The following is a 17,745-nucleotide window of genomic DNA, read 5'->3' as shown; positions in this document are numbered from 1 at the left end:
GCACGGAACCTTGACCTCGATCCGGTACCTCATATAGAGGTTCTTGATGACGACAGAAGCGATTCTTGGACCCGGCCCGGTCTCCGGTCCGCCCTGGCGGTTGTCCCCTCCCGCCCGAAGCACCGGGGGTTGCCGTTGGCCGGGTCGTTGGTGACCGGGAAGAGCGTCACGTTCCTGGGCGGCGCAGTCGCCATGGACCGGATCTTCGCCGCTCCCGCCGACCGGCCATGGCCCCGGTACGCGAGCGCCATCGGCGGCGAGCCCGTTGACCTCCATGGGCTGCCCGTCCATGATCATTCGTACGACCACCTCGCACGCCGGCAGAGCGCTCCGAACCGCCACCGAATCGCCTGTCCGTCAGCCCGGCGTGCAACGCTCAAGCTCCCCGACCAACGGGCCAGGCCGCCTGGCCCCCGGCCACTACCGCCATAGCCGCACAATTCCTGGCATGACACCACGACAGCCCCAACCCCACACCCCTTGTGCCCGGAGGAACGCAGACCATGGACCACGCATCTCAGCTCATCCAGGAGCGGACTGCCCCGCCGGCCACGCTGGTGATCTTCGGTGCCTCCGGTGACCTGACGCGACGTAAGCTGCTGCCCGCAGTCGAGAGCCTGGCTCGACACGAGCGGCTCCCGGACCAGTTCGCGCTGGTCGGCGTCGCTCGCACGCCGATGACCGACGAGCAGTTCGCCGAGAGCGCCCTGGGCGAACGCACCATCGCCAGTAAGCGCCAGCTCCAAGGCGGCGTGCGGTACGTGGCCGGCGGCTACGACGACCCGGAGACCTACAAGCGGCTCGTGGAGACCCTCGACGAGCTCGACGCACAGCGTGGCACGTCCGGCAACCGCCTCTTCTACCTGTCCACCCCGGCCGGGGCCTTTGAGCCGGTGATCAACGGACTGGCCGGTGTCGGGCTCAACCAGCCACGCGAAGGATCCTTCTCCCGCCTGGTCATCGAGAAGCCGTACGGGCGCGACCTGGTCACGGCCCGCGAGCTCGACGGCGTCGTGCACAGCGCGTTCGACGAGCACCAGGTCTTTCGCATCGATCACTATCTGGGTAAGGACACCGTCCAGAACGTGCTGGCGCTGCGCTTCGCGAACTCGATCTTCCAGCCCATCTGGGATCGCTCCTGGGTCGACCACGTACAGATCACCGTCGCCGAGACCCTCGGCGTCGGCAGCCGCGGCGGTTTCTACGAGGACGCCGGCGCGATGCGGGACATCGTGCAGAACCACGTGCTCCAGGTCCTCGCGCTGGCACTCATGGAGCCACCGGCCTCATTCGAGGCTGAGGGCCTGCGCAACGAGAAGGTGAAGCTGCTGCAGGCGATCCGGCTCCCTACCGACCGGGACATCGCCGAGGCCGCGGTCCGGGGACAGTACACCCGGGGCGGCACCCGCGAGGAGCTGATGGCCGGCTACCGCGAGGAGGCCGGCGTCGACCCCCTGTCGCGGACCGAGACCTACGCCGCCATGCGGCTCAACGTGGACAACTGGCGCTGGGCCGGGGTGCCGTTCTACGTACGCACCGGCAAGCGCCTGCCGGCCCGGCTCACCGAGGTGGCACTGCAGTTCCAACGGCCGCCGCACCTGCCGATCCCCACCGACCAGCTCACCGGCCTCGACGCTGACGCACTGATCCTGCGGATCCAGCCGAACGAGGGCATCTCGCTGCGCTTCGGCGCCAAAGTGCCGGGCCACTCCTTCCGGGTCCGCACCGCCACGATGGAGTTCTCCTACGACCAGACGTTCGTCGAGGAGTCCCCGGAGGCGTACGAGCGTCTGCTCCTGGACGCGCTGATCGGTGACGCGTCGCTGTTCATCCGCAGCGACGAGGTGCAGCAGTGCTGGCGGATCGTCGACCCGATCATCGACAACTGGAAGCAGGACAACTCGCCGATCCCCACCTACGAGGCCGCTTCCTGGGGCCCGACCGACGCCGACCGGCTCATCGGCCGGCACGGCCGCAAGTGGCGCAACTCCGCGTGACCCTGCCACAACGAGAAGGACCGCGCTGCTGGGCCGATCGCTGGGTCTCAGCGTCGACGCGCAGCGCGGTCCTCTCGGTGAGCCGGTCATCGAAGTCGATGGCCGGCCGTCCTGGGCGGGCAGTGACTCTGTGCCCGAGCCGGTCACCTGTCGGCGTCTGTGCGCTCCGCGGCGAGGCCAGCGCTGGGCCGCCGAGGCGCCTGGCCGGCAGACCGCGCACGGCCGCAGCCGGCGGCCCCGCGGCGGCATTGCCGATCCGGTAGGGGCACCGTGTCACCACCGCATGTGACGCGGTATCACTGGTCGCGGCCGATTGCTGCCGCACACTGGGTGGTGACCGCGGGATCGCCGCGTTTCAGCGAGACGACGCGGAGATGATTGAGCCCGCACAGCTTGGCGACGTCCAGCGGCGCGTTGTCCACCAAGTCCTGATAACGGGTCGGCCCACTAGACCGGACCACCGTGGCGTGAGATCCACGCTGAAGACACCTGGAGGGCACATGGCAGTAAGAGTGAGTGACGTCCCCGAGGCCAAGCGATACGAGGCCCGCGTCGACGGAGAGTCCACGGTCGCCGGCGTCGCGCAGTACATCCGTACCACGGAACTCGTCGCGTTCGTACACACCGAGGTCTCGCCGGAGTACGAGGGAAGGGGAGTCGGGGCGGCACTGGCCCGCACCGCCCTCGATGAGGCGCGCGCCGCGCACCTGCTGGTCCTGGCCACCTGCCCATTCATCGCGGGGTGGATCGCCAGGCACCCCGAGTACCAGGACCTGGTGTACCAGGCCCACAGCAGGGTCAGTGACTGAACGGCCGGGCATGGCGACGACGCGACGAGGAAGGCCGTTATGAGCGTTGACGGACATCCAGGATCAGGGTTCCGCCTCACTTCCGCTGTTCCGGAATCCGCCTGATGACACGAACAGGCCGGCGACGTCGGTTCACATCCGTTTCGACGTAATGAGCGAAACATCGTTAGCACGCCCGTTCCCATGGGCCCTCGGAGCCGCGCGAAACGGCACAAGGCGATAGAAGCAGTGCCGTCCGGGCCAAGGCCGGGAATACCCGCCCTCCCGGGACCACTTTCTGCGACCGGGCCATGCCCGCATCATTGGCGATTACGGTCCTTTGACGTGACCATCATTTGCATTGTCGCGGTGGCGCTCAGTCTGACCACGCCCGCCGTGGTGCCCGCGTCACCGGCGCGACTGGCCGCGCCGTACGTGCCCTGCCCGGCCGTGAAGCCGTCGGTTGCCCCACCGCCCGCACCGTCTCCGCCGCCGGTCGACCCCGCCGACCTGGCCGTGGGCGGTGAGTCGCTGGCCACTGCCGGACTGTCCATTCCGGCCGGTGCGTCGAACGCCCCGGCGGTGACCGCCACCTCGTGGCTGGTGGCCGACCTCGACAGTGGCGCGGTGCTGGGTGGGTGCGGACCGCACGAACGCCGCACGCCGGCCAGCGTGCAGAAAATGTTGCTCGCCGCGGCCCTGATGCCGCACCTCGACCCGACGCAGGTGGTCGAGGTGACCCGGGCGGATCTGCGCGATCTCGATCCGGCCAGTTCGGTGATGGGGGTGGTGCCGGGCGGCCGGTACTCGATCGAGAGCCTGTGGCTGGGGCTTCTCCTGAAGTCGGGAAACGACGCCGCCAACGTGCTGGCCCGTGTCGGCGGTGGCAGCACCGGCCGGCAGGGCGGCGTGCAGGCGATGAACGACGAGGCCCACCGGCTGGGCGCGAACCAGACCCACGCGGCGACACCGTCCGGCCTGGACGGTCCCGGCCAGTACACCAGCGCATACGACCTGGCCTTGATCGCGCGGGCCACCTACGCCCGCGAGGACTTCCGGCGGTACATCGCCACCCGGGTGGCAGAGGTACCGGCCGGGCCGGGACGGCCCGGCCTCTCCCTCACCCACGACAACACGTTGCTGGACCGCTACCCGGGGACGCTCGGCGGAAAGACGGGCTTCACCGACCTGGCACGGCAGACGTACGTGGGGGTGGCCGAGCGCAACGGACGACGGCTCGCCGTGACCCTGCTCGGCGCGGAGACCGCACCGCTGGGCAGCCTGGGCGAGGCGGCGGCGCTGCTGAACTGGGGTTTCGCGCTCTCCCCCGACGCGTCGGTCGGCCGCCTGGTCGGCCCGGACGAGAAGAAGCCCGACCGTCCGGTCTCCCAGGTGAAAGCCGATCAGGCGCGGACCGGACGGTCGATGTCGTGGATGGCCATCCTCGGCCCCGGCGCCGGCGGTGTCCTGGCCGTCCTGCTCCTGGCGGGTTCCGTGCGGCGAAGGGCGGCGCGGGCGGCAACCAAGCCGTCATCGGGATGAGGGGACCTTCGCCGCAGCTCGGGCCGTCGGCGGCCAGGACCGTGGTTCAGGAGCGGAAGGCGTCGCGGAGAAAGGTCTGCAGCGTACGCGCCGGACGCCCGGTGACGTGTTCGACGGTGTCGGTCACGTCGGCGAAGCCGCCGACGCGGACACGCTCGAACGTCAGCGCGGAGAGGTCTCGCTCGAAGCCCTCGGAGCCGGCAACGGCCTCGTCGATCGTCACGTCCCGATGGGCCACGGGACGTCCCACCGCGGCGGAGAGCAACTCCGCGGTACGCGGCAACGACAGGGCCTCCGGACCGGATATCTGGTACGTCTGACCGGCGTGCCCGGGATCGAGCAGAGCCCGCTCGGCGACGGCCGCGATGTCCCGTGCGTCGATCCAGGCCACCAGAGCGTCGCCGCTGGGAAACGGCAGCTCGCCGGCACCGGTGATCTGGTCGCGGTAGAAGCGCGGGTCGGTGAAGACCTGCATGAACCAGCCCGGCCGCAGGATTGTCCACTGGCGCCCGCTGTCGCGGACCGTGCGCTCGACGCGGGGCGCCCAGCCTGCAGGCCCCGGCTGGTCAGCGCCCGGATGGCCACCGTCCTTGTCGGACAGCAGCACGACCTTGGTCCGGGGCGCCTTCTCGGCCAGCAGCGCACCGATGAGTTCCGGCGCGTCCGCGCGGTCCGGCCGGACCACGTAGACCGCGTCGACGCCGTCGGTCGCCGCCGCCCAACCGGACGGTTCGTCCCATGAGAAGGCGGTGGGCTGGACGCCGTTGATGCCGGGACCGGACGGATCCCTGGTGCCGCCGCGCACCTCGACGCCCTGCCGTGCCACGAGCAGCTCGGCCAGCGGTGCGCCCGTCTTGCCGCGTACCCCGGTCACCAGCACCCGGATCGCGGCAGCCGACGTTGATGTCCGCATCCTGCGCCCTCCTCCCGGTTCGGCACCTGCTGGATCGTATCGCCGACCCTGGCGATGCGGGGCGGTCCGGCGGCTCGGGCGCCGCCGAACGATGCCCATCATGATCCCTGTGGCCTTGTCCATGCGTTCCGGGTATAGGTTCGGCGGATGGACATCGTCGCCGCGTGTCGGGCCTTCGTCGCCGTCAGCGGCCACGGCAGCTTCACCTCCGGTGCCGCCGCAGCGGGAATCCCCCAGTCGGTGGCCAGCCGCCGCATCGCCGCCCTGGAGGAGCACTTCGGGGCACGGCTGTTCGACCGGACCTCCCGCGCGGTCCGCCTGACCCCGTTCGGGCAGGACATGCTGCCGACAGCGCGCCGCCTGGTCGACCTCGCCGACGCCATGGCCGACGACGCCGAGCGGGCCCGGTTGCGGCCGCTGCGGGTGGCCGTACCCGAAATCTGCCCGCCGCACCGCCTCGCCGCCCTGGTGGCCGCCGCCCGACGGCAGCGGATCCACCTGGAGGTACGGCCGGCCGGTCCGCAGGAGCGCGCACGGCTCTGCCAGACCCTTGAGGTCGGTACCGGGATCGTGGCGGTTCCGGAGGCGACGGCGCTCTGGCGGGTGCCGCTCGGGCTGGCCGCCCGGACCCCCTTCCCGGCACCGACGGTGTTCCTGGAGACGCTGCGCACCGGCCGCGCCCGAACGCAGGCACGCCGCCGGATCCTGATCCAGCCCGAGGACGACGTCGCGCACCTGCGGGATCCGCTGACCCGCGCCGGCCAGTCGACTGGTCTGGCACCGGCCCAGGTGTCGATCGCGCCATCCCTGGTCGACGCCGCAGCGGCGGCCCTCGGCTCCCCCGATCTGCTGCTGTGCTCCCGTCAGCAGGCCGACGACTTCGGGCTGCACTGGTGCCCCCTCGCCGGCCTGCGACTCGTACGGGGGTACGCCGTCGCCGCCGGGGCACGCGAGGACCTCGACCAGCTCCGCACCGTCCTGTACGCGGACATCGCACGATGCCTGGGTGCGGCCGGGGACGGCACAACCGGTGACCGGCCGGAAGGGACTGCGACATGAGCGCCACCACCGTCGTACGCAACGCGCGTGACCTGCTGGACGAGGCAGGACTACGCGGTGCCTTCCTCGTCCGCGACCTCGACACCGGCCAGGAGATCGGCTTCGACGCCGACACCCCGTACCCGACAGCGTCACTGGTCAAGGTGCCGCTGGCGGTCGCCGTGCTGGAGCGGGTCGGGCGCGGGGAACTCGACCCGGCGACACCTGTCGACGTCGCGCCCGGTCGGATCACCACACCAGGCCCGACCGGGATCAGTCGCTTCCGCCATCCCGCGCGGGTCGCCGTGGACGACCTGCTCTACCTGAGCACCGCCGTCAGCGACGGGGTCGCCGCCGACGCCCTGTTCGACCTCGTCCCGCCGGCTGCGGTCAGCGCCGAGCTGCGGCGACTAGGGATCGAGGGCATCGCCGTGCGGCACCGGGTCGGCGACCTCGCCGAGACGCCGGCGGAACGATTCGGCCCCGACGACGTGCACCTGGCGCATTCCCTCGCCATCGGCGCGGCGACGCCCGGGCAGGGCCATCCCGTCGCCCAGCTCGACGTCACCCGCGCCAACGCCGGGTCGGCACGGGCCTTCGTCGACCTGCTGCACGCCCTCTGGCGCCCCTCGACGATCCACGAGAACACCGCCGCCCGCGTACGCGCTCTGCTGGCGGACAACCTGCACCGGCAGCGACTCGCCCCCGACTTCACCTCTGACGCGTCCCGCTGGTCGTCGAAGACCGGCACGCTGCTGCACCTGCGCCACGAGGTAGGGGTGGTGGATCATGCCGACGGGCAGTCGTACGCGGTCGCCGCGCTCACCGCCTCCCGGGTGCCCGCCGTCGCACAGCCCGGCAGCGAGGCGACGATGGCCCAGGTCGCCCGGAGTTTGCACGATCACCTGAGGACGGGCACCCTACCCTGGTGGGGTTAGTCCGCGCTGGTGGCCGGGCTTGCCGCTCGTGCAGCCAGACCAGCACCACCATGGCGATGTTGCCGGCGCCGAGGACCAGCAGGCCGCGTCACCGGAGTCGGTGGACCTACAACGTGCCGATCACGACCTCGGCCGCCTGGGCGATCAGGGCGTCGTCGTAGTCGGCATCCTTCTGGGCGCGACTGGACAGCACCGCGAGGACGATCGGCGCGCGGTTCGGAGGCCAGATCACCGCGATGTCGTTGCGGGTGCCGTAACCGCCGGCACCGGTCTTGTCCCCCACGACCCAGCCGTCGGGCACACCGGCGCGGATCAGGTCGCCGCCGGTGGTGTTGCCCCTCAACCAACCGTTGAGCACGTCGCGGTCCGCCGGTTCGAGGGCGTCTCCCACGGCGTACGCCCGCAGATCCTCGGCCAGGGCCGCCGCGGTGCTGGTGTCCCGCCGATCACCCGGCCTCGCCTCGTTGAGCTCGGTCTCGTAGCGCGCCGGATCGGTGACCTTGTCCCCCACCTCGCGCAGTTCCTTCTCGAACTTCTGCGGTCCGCCGAGCTGGCGCAACAGCAGGTTGCCGGCGGTGTTGTCGCTGTACCGCACGGCCGCGTCGGCGATCGCGCGCAGCGTCATGCCCTCGGTGACGTGCTGCTCCGTGATCGGCGAGTAGGTCACCAGGTCGTCCGCCGAGTACCGCACCACCCGGTCCAGCTCGCTGTCGGTGGTCTCGTCGAGGACCTCGGCGGCGGCCAACGCCTTGAACGTCGACGCGTACGCGAACCGCTCGTCGGCCCGGTACCGCACGGTGCGACCGGTGCCGGTGTCGATCGCGTAGACCCCCAGCCGTGCGCCGAACCTCTTCTCCAGCTGCCGGAAGTCGGGGCTCGGGTCGGCGGCGGTGGACGCGGTGGCCGTTGCGGCGGGGTCGCCGGCCGGTTGCTCGGCGGCATCGGCGGGGCCGCAAGCGGCGAGGGACACCACTGCCGCCGCGGCCACCAGACGGTGTGTCGCACGAATCATGATCGCTCCTTGTCGGTGTCGTGGGTCCGACGCGGGCGCGCCGGTCGGACAGGACTCGACAGTGGCAGGGATCCGGCATGCGGTCGAAGACGGAAACGACGGTGTCCATGCTGATCTGACATGGTCACCCGCTGGTCACAGCCAGTCGTGTTCGCGGGCGTAGCGGGCCGCTTCGTGGCGGGTCCGGGTCTGGGTCTTGCGCATCGCGTTGGAGAGGTAGTTGCGGACGGTGCCCGGGGCGAGGTGGAGCCGGGCGGCGATGTCGGCGACCGAGTAGCCCTCGCCGGTGACCCGCAGGACGTCGGCCTCACGGTCGGTGAGGGGGTTGTCCTCGGTGACGGCAAGCGCGGACACGTCCGGGTCGATCCAGCGTTTGCCCGCGTGCAGGGTGGCGATGACCGAGGAGATGTGCGCCGGCTCGGCGGATTTACTGACGAAGCCCTGGACGCCGAGCTTCAGTGCTTTGCGCAGCACGCCGGGGCGAGCGTGCCGGGTCAGCATCAGGACGACCTGCTCCGGGCGCGTACGGCGGATCTCGGCGACCGCGCCGAGACCGTCCACGCCCGGCATCTCCAGGTCGATGACCAGCACGTCGGGCTCGTGCCGCAGGGTGGCCTCGACCGCCGTCTCGCCGTCGGACGCCTCGGCGAGAACGGTGACGTCGCCCTCCATCGGCAGCAGCGCGGCCAGAGCGGTGCGCAGCAGCGCCTCGTCGTCGGCGAGCACGATTGTGGTCATCGGCCGTCACCCCGCTCCGTCTCGGCACGCGCGGCGGGGAACGTCGCCGCCGTCCGGAAGGTCCCCTGCTGCTGTTGCACGGTCAGCTCGCCTCCGTCGCCCGCCACCCGTTGCCGCAGCGCCGCCAGCCCGCGCAGCTCCGGGGGCGCGGTGGCGCTCACCCCGTCGTTGACGATGGTGATGCCCGACTCGGAGAGGGTGATCTGCACCTGTCTGGCCTGCGCGTGCCGCAGGATGTTCGTGGTCGTCTCGCGCAGCACCTGGCCGAGCAGTTCGCTGGCGCGGGTGTCGACCTCGGCCTCCCGGGTCACCCGGACCCGGATGCCGGCGGCTTCGAACAGGTTCTTCGCGTTCTCGATCTCCGCGGTGAGGTTGAGCCGTCGTTGTGCGTAGGCGAGTTCCTTGGTCTGCGCGATGGTGTCGCTGACCAGCGCGTACGTCTCCCGTAGCTCCTGCTCCACCCGGGCGGTGTCCCGGAGCAGCAGTCGCTGGGCCAGGGCGATCTTCAGCTTGACCACGTGCAGGGTGTGGCCCTGGATGTCGTGCAGGTCGCTGGCGAACCGCACGCGCTCCCGGACCACGGCCAGCTCCGCCTCACGTTCCCGGGTCTGTTCGAGCTCGCGGATGAGGTCGTAGAACCGCTCGCCCACGATGGTGAAGACCGTCACGAGCATGGTCAGGACGGTCGGGATGAGAACGTAGGTGACCAGGACGTGGCCGATGTCGTCCCGCTGCACCAGCAACCGCGCCGCGCCGACCGCCGCGACATAGCCGAACAGCCCGGCCAGCACCAGCTTCCGGTGCCGTCGCACCTCGCGCATGCCGAGGGAGCCCACCGCGCAGAACCCCCAGTAGGCGTTGGGGCTGCCGCTCACCAGAACTCCCAGTGGCCACACCGCCGCGGCCACGACCAGGCAGGGCAGCACGACCCGGGCGAGGTCGTTGGCCGTCCACCGTTCGAAGGCCACCAGGGCCGCCGCGGCCCCCGGCGCGAGGATGATCAGGTGCCACCAGGTACGCGTGTCGGTGTAGACCAGGACCACCGCGGCGAACACCACCGGCGGAAGTGACGTGGCGAGATTGAGCCGGCGCAGCCTTCCCTGCGTCGACTCGGTGAAGCGCGGTGAGCTGGCGGTCACCAGACCAGTATCGGCCAGCCGGACGCCACGACCAGTGACACCACGTCACATGCGGTGATGACATGGCGCCACTGACGGGACGGCCGCGCCCGCGCTGTCATTGGTGCATGTCCACCACACCAGTCATCGAAGTCGAACGGCTGAACCTCACCTACGGTGACTTCCACGCCGTGAAGGATCTTTCCTTCGAGGTACGCCCCGGAGAGCTCTACGCACTGCTGGGCACCAACGGAGCCGGGAAGACCTCGACCCTGGAAGTCGTCGAGGGTCACCGGAGGCCAACCTCGGGCACGGTACGCGTCTTCGGGCACCGCCCCGACGACCGGCAGGCGACACGTCCCCGAATGGGCGTCATGCTCCAGGAGAGCGGTTTCTCCCCTGACCTCACCGTCCGTGAATCCGTGGGCCTGATCGGCCGGCTCACCCGGCGCACCGACGACGTCGACCGGGTGATCGACCTGGTCGACCTCACCGGCCGGGCCGGGCGCAAGGTCTCGCAGCTGTCCGGCGGGGAGAAACGGCGGCTGGACTTCGCCACCGCGGTCTACGGCACCCCGGAGCTGATCTTCCTGGACGAGCCGACCACCGGCCTCGACATCCAGTCCCGCGACGCCGTCTGGGCGACGGTGGACCGGCTCCGGGAGAACGGCTCGACCATCGTGCTCACCACGCACTACCTGGAGGAGGCGCAGCAGCGCGCCGACCGGATCGGGCTCATGCACCAGGGCGTCCTCCATCGCGAGGGCACCGTCTCCGAGCTGACCCGCACCCTCCCCGGCGTGATCCGCTTCTCCCTCGCCACACCGGTGCCGCCGCTACCGCTGCAGGCCGACGTGGACGCCGACGGGAAGGTCACCGTCGAGTCCTTCGAGCTGCAGAAGGACCTGCACCTGCTGCTCGGCTGGGCGCAGGCCCACGCCGTGGAACTGCGCGACCTGGCGGCCGGGCCGACCCGGCTCGACGACGTCTTCCGCGCCATCAGCAACTGATTCGCGCATCCCGAAGGAGCCTCACCCGTGTTGTCCATCGCGTCCAGCGAACTGATTCAGATCTTCCGCAACCGACTGATACTGATCACCAGCCTCATCATCCCGGTCGCGGTCAGCGCGTTCTTCGTGCGTCAGCACGAGACGTACGCCGCCCTCGGGAGCCTCGGCTACATCGCCGCGATCGTCACGTTCACCGTGGCCGCGTTCGGCCTCTACGCCACGGCCGTCACCACCCTGGCCTCCCGGCGGCAGAACCTCTTCCTCAAGCGGCTGCGCTCCACCGCCGAGAGCGACCCCGGCATCCTCGCCGGCCTACTGCTGCCCGTACTCGTCATCGCGGCGGTGCAGGTGGCCGCGATCCTCACCGCCCTGGCCGTGGTCGCGGGTGGACCGTCGAACGTCGCCCTGCTGGTGGTGGCGATCCTCGCGACCCTGGCCATGCTGATCGGCCTGGCGCTGGCCACGGCCGGGCTGACGAACTCCCCTGAACACGCCCAGGTCACCACCCTCCCCGTCACCCTCGGGGTGATCGCCGTGACCACCTGGGTGGGTATCTCCGGCACTGAGAACCTCGCCTGGCTCAAGCGGTTGCTGCCCGGCGGCGCGGCCACCGAACTGATCATGAACGCCTGGAACGGCGGCGTCGCCGTCACCGACTCCCTGCTCCTGCTCGCGCCCACGCTCGGCTGGGTCGTCATCGCCGTCAACCTCGCCACCCGCCTCTTCCGCTGGGAGCCCCGACGATGACCACCGCATCCCGCTCGGACACCCCGACCCTCGTCGAAGACCTCCTGCTGCTCCTGTTCCAACCCAGGTCCGGGACCATCGCCGGCGAGAACACCCTCTTCTACGTCCTCGGTGGAGCCGTCCTCGCCGAACTCGCCCTCGGCGAGCACCTGACCACGACGGACCGGGGGCGGGTCAGCGGCGTGCCGGGTCACCCACCGTCGGACAGCCTCCTCCGCCCGGCCTACGACTACCTCGCCGAGAAACCCCGAGGGGTGCAGACGGCACTGGCCGCGATCGGTCCCGTCCTGCGCGAGCCGGTCCTGCAGCGGCTCGTCGCGCGCGGCGACATCGACCAGGAGCCCCGCAAGGTGCTCGGCCTGTTCCGGACGACGGCCCTGCGCGACGGCCGGACCGAACGACGGGCTCGCCTGCTCGCCGAGGTTCGGCAGGTTCTCGTGGACGGTGCGCGGCCGCAGGCCCGGGTCGCCGCGCTCACGGCGCTGCTCTCGGCGAGCGGGACGCTCCCGCAGTTCCACCGCGAGATCCCGTGGACCGCACCGGTGATCAACCGAGCCAAGGAACTCGAACAGGGCGACTGGGGCGCCGACGCCGCGGCGGCAGCCGTGACCCGCACCGTGACGGCCACCGTCGTCAACAGCGCCGTCGTGGCCATCTCTGTCCTTCCGCGAAGTTAGCCCGACCGCGTCCAGCTGAGCTGGATCCCGTACGGAAAAGGAGGCCCGCGTGACCGCGCCGCCGCACCCGCCGCGTCGTCCACGACGACGATGGCTTCGGATCGTCTCCGGCATCTTTGTCACCGTCGTGGCCGCCGCCAGCCTCGGCGTCGCCGGCCTGCAACTCGGCCTGCCCTGGCAGATGGACGACGGCGACCGCAACCACGTCTACACCGGTGCCGCCGGGTCGCAGCGTTACCAGGTCCACGTTCCGCCCCACCAGGTCGGGACGGCCGGGTTGCCGGTCGTCATGGCGATCCACGGCTGCGCGATGACCGGTTACGGGTGGAACTCCATGAAGTCCACGACGCAGTTCAACCGCCTGGCCGACCGGGAGGGCTTCATCGTCGTCTATCCCACACAACTGATCTCGCGCAACGTGATCGCCTGCTGGAACTCCGGCGACGCCCGGGACCAACAGCGGCACACCGGCGAGCCGGCGCTGCTCGCCGGTGTCGCCCGCCAGGTGGTCGAGGAGTACGACGCGGATCCCGCGCGGGTGCACGTCGCCGGGGCCTCGTCGGGCGCGGGGACCGCCGTCATCCTCGCCGCCACCCACCCCGACGTCTTCGCCACGGTGACCTCGGTGGCCGGCGGGGAGTACGGGCTCAACCAGGTCGACCCGGACGACCCGGGCTCGATGTCGCCGCTGGACACGGCACGTCAGGCCTGGGCCCAGATGGGCGAGCGGGCCCGCCGTGTGCCGATGCTGATCATTCAGGGTGAGCGGGACGAGGTCGTGCCGCCCCTGGTCGCCACCCGCCTCGTCGCCCACTGGACCGCGGTGGGCGACCTCGTGGACGACGGGCTGCCCAACGGCAGCCTCGACCCGACCGAGAAGACGGTGTCCGTGCCGGCCGCCGAGGGTCGGCACGCGTACACGCACTCGACGATCACGGCGTCGGACGGCTCTTCGGTCGTCGAGGCGTACCGCGTCCAGGGCATGGGGCACGCGTGGCCGGGACCGGACGGCGACGGCCGCTACACCGATCACGCCGGCCCCGACGCCAGCGCGATCGTGTGGGAGTTCGCCAAGCGCCACCCGATGCGATGAGCCCGGCCACCGGGGCTACCGCGCGGTCGGTGCCGCGAGCCGGTTGATGGCGGCCTCGACCGCGGCGCTGATGCGCACGACGAGGCGGAACGCGCGCGGGTCGACTGAGATCGATCCACGTCGCGGCGGCGTTCGCCACACTGGACCTCGGAGTTCCGCCGACGGGCGAAAGGTCAGTCACCTGCTCTCAGGGCGTTGAGCACGGCGGTCACCTCGGGGCGCGACGCGGCCGCTCGCCGGACCCCGGCGGTGATGCGCCGGGTCAGCGGCGGGTTCAGCGGTCGGGTCACCACCCGGTATCGCGGGTCCACCGCCAGCTTCGGCAGCATGGTGATCGAGCGGCCATTCTCCACGTGCCGCAGCGCCAGCATGTAGTTGTTGAACCGACAGATCACCACGGGCTCGAAGCCGGCCTCCCGGCACAGCCGGGTGGACAGCTCGGACATGTACGAGCCCGCGACGTCGAACGTCCAGCGCTGCTGCGCGCACGCCTCCAGGTCGACCGATTCGGCGCTGGCCAGCGGATGCTCCGGGGGCAGCACCAGCACCACCGGGTCGGTGGCGAGCGGCACCAGGTAGATCTCCGGGGAGAGCTCGGCGCCAGCGAAGTCGGCGGTCGTGATGATCAGGTCGACGTCGCCGCGACGCAGCGCCGGCATGCTCTCGTGCGGCTCCAACTCCAGCAACACCACGCTCACGTCCGGGTGTCGGGTCGCGAGACGGGCAAGCGCCGGTTCGGCGAGGGCTTGCACGGCGCTCTGGAACGCGGCCACGGTGACCGTGCCGGCCGGCTCCTCGGCGAGGTGGCGCAGCTCTGCCTCGGCCGCGTCCATGGCCGCGAGGATCTCCCGAGCCCGGCCGGCAAGCAACATTCCCGCCGCGGTGAGCCGCACCCGCCGCCCGGTGCGTTCCAGCAACGCGGTGCGGGTCTCCCGTTCCAGCGTGGCCAGCTGCTGCGACACCGCCGACGGGCTCAGGTTGCCGCGCTGCGCAACGGCCCGAACAGTGCCGAACGTCGCCAGGTCGGCGAGCAGGCGCAGCCGCCACGGATTCAGCGTCATGACCCCCGACTGTACGGCTCCGCTTAACAGCGACAGCGAAAATGTGCGATGGACGTACCTATCCGGGACTGCCTAGCGTCGGTCCATGGCTGATTCGTTCTGGTCCGACGCCGATCGTCACCTGGTCCGCTACAGCGGCGCTGGCAGCTTCGTACGTGAGATCATCGACCGCGCCGAGGGCAGTTTCGTCTTCACCGCCGACGGCCGCCGCCTGCTCGACTTCACCTCGGGGCAGATGAGCGCGATCCTCGGCCACTCCCACCCGGCGGTCGTAGCCACGATCCAGCGGCAGGCAGCCACCCTCGACCACCTGTTCAGTGGCATGCTGAGCCGGCCCGTGGTCGAACTGGCCCGCCGCCTCGCCGGCTCGCTGCCCGCGCCGCTGGAGAAGGTCCTCCTGCTCACCACCGGCGCGGAGTCCAACGAGGCGGCGATCCGCATGGCGAAGCTGGTCACCGGCCGGCACGAGATCATCTCGTTCGCCCGGTCGTGGCACGGGATGACCCAGGCTGCGGCGAGCGCCACCTACAGCTCAGGGCGCAAGGGGTACGGGCCCGCGGCGCCCGGCAACTTCGCGATCCCCACGCCGAACGCGTACCGGCCCGACTTCACCCTGCCCAGCGGCGAGCTGGACTGGCGGCATCAGTTGGAGTTCGCGTTCGAGCTGTTCGACGCCCAGTCGGTGGGCAGCCTGGCGGCGTGCATCGTCGAACCGATCCTCAGCTCCGGCGGGGTGATCGACCTGCCGCCGGGATACCTCGCGGCGCTGCGCGACAAGGTGCACGAGCGGGGCGGGCTGTTGATCCTCGACGAAGCGCAGACCGGCCTGTGCCGCACCGGAGAGTGGTACGCGTTCCAGCGTGACGGCGTCGTGCCGGACATCCTGACCCTGTCCAAGACGCTCGGCGCCGGCCTGCCGCTGGCCGCCGTGGTGACCAGCCCGGAGATCGAGCACACGGCGCACGAGCGCGGTTTCCTCTTCTTCACCACGCACGTCTCGGACCCGCTGGTGGCCGCGGTCGGCAACACGGTCCTGGACGTGCTGGAAGCCGACCGGCTCGACGAACAGGCGGCGCACCTGGGCTCGTACCTGCGCAAGGGCCTTGAGGAGATCAGCCAGCGCCACCCGGTGGTCGGCGACGTGCGCGGCCGCGGTCTGCTGGTCGGACTCGAACTGGTCAGCGACCGGGAGTCGAAACGACCGGCCGACGCGCTGGGCGCCGCAGTGACAGGACGTTGCCTGGAGCTGGGCCTGCACATGAACGTGGTGCAGCTGCCGGCCATGGGCGGCGTCTTCCGCATCGCGCCGGCGCTCACCTCCAGCCACGCGGAGCTGGACCTGGGCCTGGAAATCCTCGACCACGCGCTCGCCGACGTGGCGCCGCGGTTCACACCCTGACACTCCAGCCGGGGCTCGTGACGACGACAACGCGCACGCGTACTGTCCCGCATTCCGTGACGTCGTGAGGACATTGGCGCGCCGAGGTCGAGAGGACGGCGTCGCGGCGTCGTAGGCCAGGTGGGCAACACGGATGTCCCCACCGGCTCCTAGCAGGAGAGCCGTGACTTCCTCACTGTCAGCGTCGGGGGTTTAGCAAGCGAGTGTCCGGCTCCTGACACAGCTGCACGAGAGGGTCGTGCCGCTCGGATACCGCCTGCACCGCCGCAGCGGTGGATCCGTAGCGCGGCCATGGTGACGCGCCGTCTGGCACGAGGTCGAGGTCTACTCCTTGGTCGCCTGCTTGGGATGCGTCATTCGCGCACCACGGGGCCTCTGTCCGCGTGACCCGGGTCGCTACACATCTGGCCCTCCGCCGCGTGGTCCCCGGTCATCGGGCGGCGGTGCAGGATGATCCCTTCCAGCACACTCACTCCGGCGACCACCGCGAACAGGGTCGCCAGGGCGGCCAGGGCCGGCGCCAGGTGTGCTAGTGGCAGCAGGATCAGGCAGAGCACGCTCGCGCCGATCCGTCGTCGCGCGATTTTTCGGTGGATCCGCCAGTGGGTGTAGGCGAAGGTGCCGAGGAAGAGCGCAGCGCCGCCGAAGAGTACGGTCCCCTCGCTGGCCCGAGGCGGCTCGAGGGGCTCTGTCACTGCCTCGGACAGGCCGACGGCGACCGTGATGATCGCGAAACTGAACAGCAGGTGACCGTAGATCATGACGGAGCGGCGGATGTCTGCCTGCTGAGCGCTCCGGGCCACCGCTTGCCGGAAAGCCCGGACACCGTAAATGAAGTACACCCACCAGAGTGCGCAGACCAGCGAGTAGGAGAGGCATACGGCGACCAACCGGGCGAGGGTCAACGGCTCGTCCACGGCTACCATCCCGACCTGGATCACCGACTCGCCGAGCACCAGGATGATCAGCAGTCCGTAGCGGTGTGTGTAGTGCAGCGGCCGGACCCGGACCTTGTCGAGCGTCCGTCGGGTGAGCGTAGTGCTGAACAGATCGACGAGAATCGCGATCGACCAGAGCACTATTCGCGCCGTACCGTGCAGCAGGCCACCCGCGAGTTGCAGCGGACCAGCCACCAGACCCGACCCGTAAGGGCGAAAGACCGGAGATCGCCAGCCGCCTGGGGTACGCAAGGCCAATGCCGCCAGCAGTACCCGCATCGCCAGGTAAACACCGACGAACAGCAGGCCCCGATCAGCAAAGGCGCCGGGGACCGTCAGGGCCAGTAGCAGACTGCCGAGCCCGAGGGCGAAGACCCCAGCCCGGTCCAGCGCGTTGCCGACGTCGCGTTGGTCGGTGTAGAGCGTGATGCCAACCCAGGCCCAATAAATGGTTACGAACAGAAGCAGTACCCGGCCGATGCCCGCCCAACTGTGATCCTCGTGCAGCATGTGGGAGAACTGGGTGAGCGCGAACACGAAGGCCAGGTCGAAGAAGAGTTCTTCCCAGATGACCCCCTTCTCGGGAGGCGTGGTCGGCACTCCAACAGCATATCGACGATCAATCCGGAAAGATCCTGCTTCACCGCAAGCGTCAGGCGTCAATCACGGGACTGATTCCCTTAACTCGCCTCGGATCGGCGACGCCAACTCCGTCCTGACCCGGCAAGACCGACAA

General features: G+C 70.4%; 17 protein-coding genes. 10 read left to right on the top strand and 7 right to left on the bottom strand.

Annotated elements, in window-relative coordinates; all coding sequences use genetic code 11:
- Positions 1–503 precede the first annotated feature (503 nt).
- Entirely contained in the window at positions 504–1,997 is a 1,494-nt protein-coding gene (zwf, locus tag ACX27O_RS18325) for a glucose-6-phosphate dehydrogenase (RefSeq protein ID WP_458939792.1), read from the top strand.
- 296 nt (positions 1,998–2,293) lie between these two features.
- On the opposite strand, the gene ACX27O_RS18320 is transcribed toward zwf, so the two are convergent.
- Positions 2,294–2,419 carry a hypothetical protein gene (locus ACX27O_RS18320; RefSeq protein WP_377618701.1) on the bottom strand — a complete coding sequence of 42 codons (126 nt, stop codon included), beginning with the start codon at positions 2,417–2,419 and terminating at the stop codon, positions 2,294–2,296.
- A gap of 78 nt (positions 2,420–2,497) precedes the next feature.
- Here ACX27O_RS18320 and ACX27O_RS18315 point away from each other — a divergent pair, with 78 nt between their 5' ends.
- Together ACX27O_RS18315 and ACX27O_RS18310 are read left to right on the top strand one after the other, a co-directional pair.
- Positions 2,498–2,806 carry a GNAT family N-acetyltransferase gene (locus tag ACX27O_RS18315; RefSeq protein WP_285796014.1) on the top strand — a complete coding sequence of 103 codons (309 nt, stop codon included), beginning with the start codon at positions 2,498–2,500 and terminating at the stop codon, positions 2,804–2,806.
- Positions 2,807–3,130: 324 nt separating this feature from the next.
- Complete coding sequence (locus ACX27O_RS18310; protein WP_458939791.1) at positions 3,131–4,327, top strand: D-alanyl-D-alanine carboxypeptidase family protein; 1,197 nt, start codon at positions 3,131–3,133, stop codon at positions 4,325–4,327.
- A 46-nt stretch (positions 4,328–4,373) separates the two neighbouring features.
- Here the strand turns inward: ACX27O_RS18310 and ACX27O_RS18305 are convergent, their stop codons facing one another.
- Complete coding sequence (locus ACX27O_RS18305; protein ID WP_458939790.1) at positions 4,374–5,240, bottom strand: NmrA family NAD(P)-binding protein; 867 nt, start codon at positions 5,238–5,240, stop codon at positions 4,374–4,376.
- A gap of 147 nt (positions 5,241–5,387) precedes the next feature.
- Here ACX27O_RS18305 and ACX27O_RS18300 point away from each other — a divergent pair, with 147 nt between their 5' ends.
- Together ACX27O_RS18300 and ACX27O_RS18295 are read left to right on the top strand one after the other, a co-directional pair.
- The gene (locus tag ACX27O_RS18300) at positions 5,388–6,299 is read left to right on the top strand and encodes a helix-turn-helix domain-containing protein (protein WP_458939789.1); all 912 of its coding nucleotides are present in this window, start codon (positions 5,388–5,390) and stop codon (positions 6,297–6,299) included.
- Positions 6,296–7,216: a serine hydrolase gene (locus ACX27O_RS18295; RefSeq protein WP_458939788.1), complete on the top strand. Its 921-nt coding sequence runs from the start codon at positions 6,296–6,298 to the stop codon at positions 7,214–7,216. Before ACX27O_RS18300 ends, ACX27O_RS18295 begins: the two co-directional genes overlap by 4 nt.
- Before the next feature lie 106 nt (positions 7,217–7,322).
- Here the strand turns inward: ACX27O_RS18295 and bla are convergent, their stop codons facing one another.
- The 3 genes from bla to ACX27O_RS18280 all read right to left on the bottom strand — a co-directional run bounded on the left by bla (position 7,323) and on the right by ACX27O_RS18280 (position 10,105).
- A complete protein-coding gene (bla, locus tag ACX27O_RS18290) occupies positions 7,323–8,231 on the bottom strand; it encodes a class A beta-lactamase (protein WP_458939906.1) in 909 nt (302 codons plus the stop codon).
- Between the two features lie 132 nt (positions 8,232–8,363).
- The gene (locus ACX27O_RS18285) at positions 8,364–8,966 is read right to left on the bottom strand and encodes a response regulator transcription factor (protein WP_030330954.1); all 603 of its coding nucleotides are present in this window, start codon (positions 8,964–8,966) and stop codon (positions 8,364–8,366) included.
- The gene (locus ACX27O_RS18280) at positions 8,963–10,105 is read right to left on the bottom strand and encodes a sensor histidine kinase (RefSeq protein WP_458939787.1); all 1,143 of its coding nucleotides are present in this window, start codon (positions 10,103–10,105) and stop codon (positions 8,963–8,965) included. Before ACX27O_RS18280 ends, ACX27O_RS18285 begins: the two co-directional genes overlap by 4 nt.
- 107 nt (positions 10,106–10,212) lie before the next feature.
- Between ACX27O_RS18280 and ACX27O_RS18275 the strand changes: the two genes are divergently transcribed.
- The 4 genes from ACX27O_RS18275 to ACX27O_RS18260 are packed head-to-tail and all read left to right on the top strand — an operon-like array spanning position 10,213 to position 13,611.
- Complete coding sequence (locus ACX27O_RS18275; protein WP_210858091.1) at positions 10,213–11,094, top strand: ABC transporter ATP-binding protein; 882 nt, start codon at positions 10,213–10,215, stop codon at positions 11,092–11,094.
- Between the two features lie 27 nt (positions 11,095–11,121).
- Positions 11,122–11,841: an ABC transporter permease gene (locus ACX27O_RS18270; RefSeq protein WP_210864585.1), complete on the top strand. Its 720-nt coding sequence runs from the start codon at positions 11,122–11,124 to the stop codon at positions 11,839–11,841.
- Positions 11,838–12,518: a GOLPH3/VPS74 family protein gene (locus tag ACX27O_RS18265; protein WP_458939786.1), complete on the top strand. Its 681-nt coding sequence runs from the start codon at positions 11,838–11,840 to the stop codon at positions 12,516–12,518. The genes ACX27O_RS18270 and ACX27O_RS18265 overlap by 4 nt, the downstream gene beginning before the upstream one ends.
- A gap of 49 nt (positions 12,519–12,567) precedes the next feature.
- The gene (locus tag ACX27O_RS18260; protein WP_458939785.1) at positions 12,568–13,611 is read left to right on the top strand and encodes an extracellular catalytic domain type 1 short-chain-length polyhydroxyalkanoate depolymerase; all 1,044 of its coding nucleotides are present in this window, start codon (positions 12,568–12,570) and stop codon (positions 13,609–13,611) included.
- Between the two features lie 173 nt (positions 13,612–13,784).
- On the opposite strand, the gene ACX27O_RS18255 is transcribed toward ACX27O_RS18260, so the two are convergent.
- Complete coding sequence (locus ACX27O_RS18255) at positions 13,785–14,672, bottom strand: LysR family transcriptional regulator (RefSeq protein WP_030330966.1); 888 nt, start codon at positions 14,670–14,672, stop codon at positions 13,785–13,787.
- A gap of 85 nt (positions 14,673–14,757) precedes the next feature.
- On the opposite strand from ACX27O_RS18255, the gene ACX27O_RS18250 reads away from it, so the two are divergent.
- Complete coding sequence (locus ACX27O_RS18250) at positions 14,758–16,071, top strand: aspartate aminotransferase family protein (RefSeq protein WP_210862867.1); 1,314 nt, start codon at positions 14,758–14,760, stop codon at positions 16,069–16,071.
- A 353-nt stretch (positions 16,072–16,424) separates the two neighbouring features.
- Here ACX27O_RS18250 and ACX27O_RS18245 read toward each other — a convergent pair whose 3' ends face one another.
- Positions 16,425–17,609, bottom strand: coding sequence for a low temperature requirement protein A (locus ACX27O_RS18245; protein WP_458939784.1), 1,185 nt, complete (start codon positions 17,607–17,609; stop codon positions 16,425–16,427).
- Between the last annotated feature and the right edge of the window lie 136 nt (positions 17,610–17,745).

Source organism: Micromonospora sp. SD19, assembly GCF_054462275.1.
Note: the sequence above shows the minus strand (reverse complement) of the source record. Positions and strands in the feature narration are given on the sequence as shown.

Excerpts from the sequence above, each read along its gene's own strand:
- ACX27O_RS18300 (WP_458939789.1), top strand. The coding sequence starts at position 5,388 with ATGGACATCGTCGCCGCGTGTCGGGCCTTCGTCGCCGTCAGCGGCCAC.
- ACX27O_RS18305 (WP_458939790.1), bottom strand. The coding sequence starts at position 5,240 with ATGCGGACATCAACGTCGGCTGCCGCGATCCGGGTGCTGGTGACCGGG.
- zwf (WP_458939792.1), top strand. The coding sequence starts at position 504 with ATGGACCACGCATCTCAGCTCATCCAGGAGCGGACTGCCCCGCCGGCC.
- ACX27O_RS18295 (WP_458939788.1), top strand. The coding sequence starts at position 6,296 with ATGAGCGCCACCACCGTCGTACGCAACGCGCGTGACCTGCTGGACGAG.
- ACX27O_RS18285 (WP_030330954.1), bottom strand. The coding sequence starts at position 8,966 with ATGACCACAATCGTGCTCGCCGACGACGAGGCGCTGCTGCGCACCGCT.
- ACX27O_RS18255 (WP_030330966.1), bottom strand. The coding sequence starts at position 14,672 with ATGACGCTGAATCCGTGGCGGCTGCGCCTGCTCGCCGACCTGGCGACG.
- ACX27O_RS18265 (WP_458939786.1), top strand. The coding sequence starts at position 11,838 with ATGACCACCGCATCCCGCTCGGACACCCCGACCCTCGTCGAAGACCTC.
- ACX27O_RS18275 (WP_210858091.1), top strand. The coding sequence starts at position 10,213 with ATGTCCACCACACCAGTCATCGAAGTCGAACGGCTGAACCTCACCTAC.
- ACX27O_RS18250 (WP_210862867.1), top strand. The coding sequence starts at position 14,758 with ATGGCTGATTCGTTCTGGTCCGACGCCGATCGTCACCTGGTCCGCTAC.
- ACX27O_RS18315 (WP_285796014.1), top strand. The coding sequence starts at position 2,498 with ATGGCAGTAAGAGTGAGTGACGTCCCCGAGGCCAAGCGATACGAGGCC.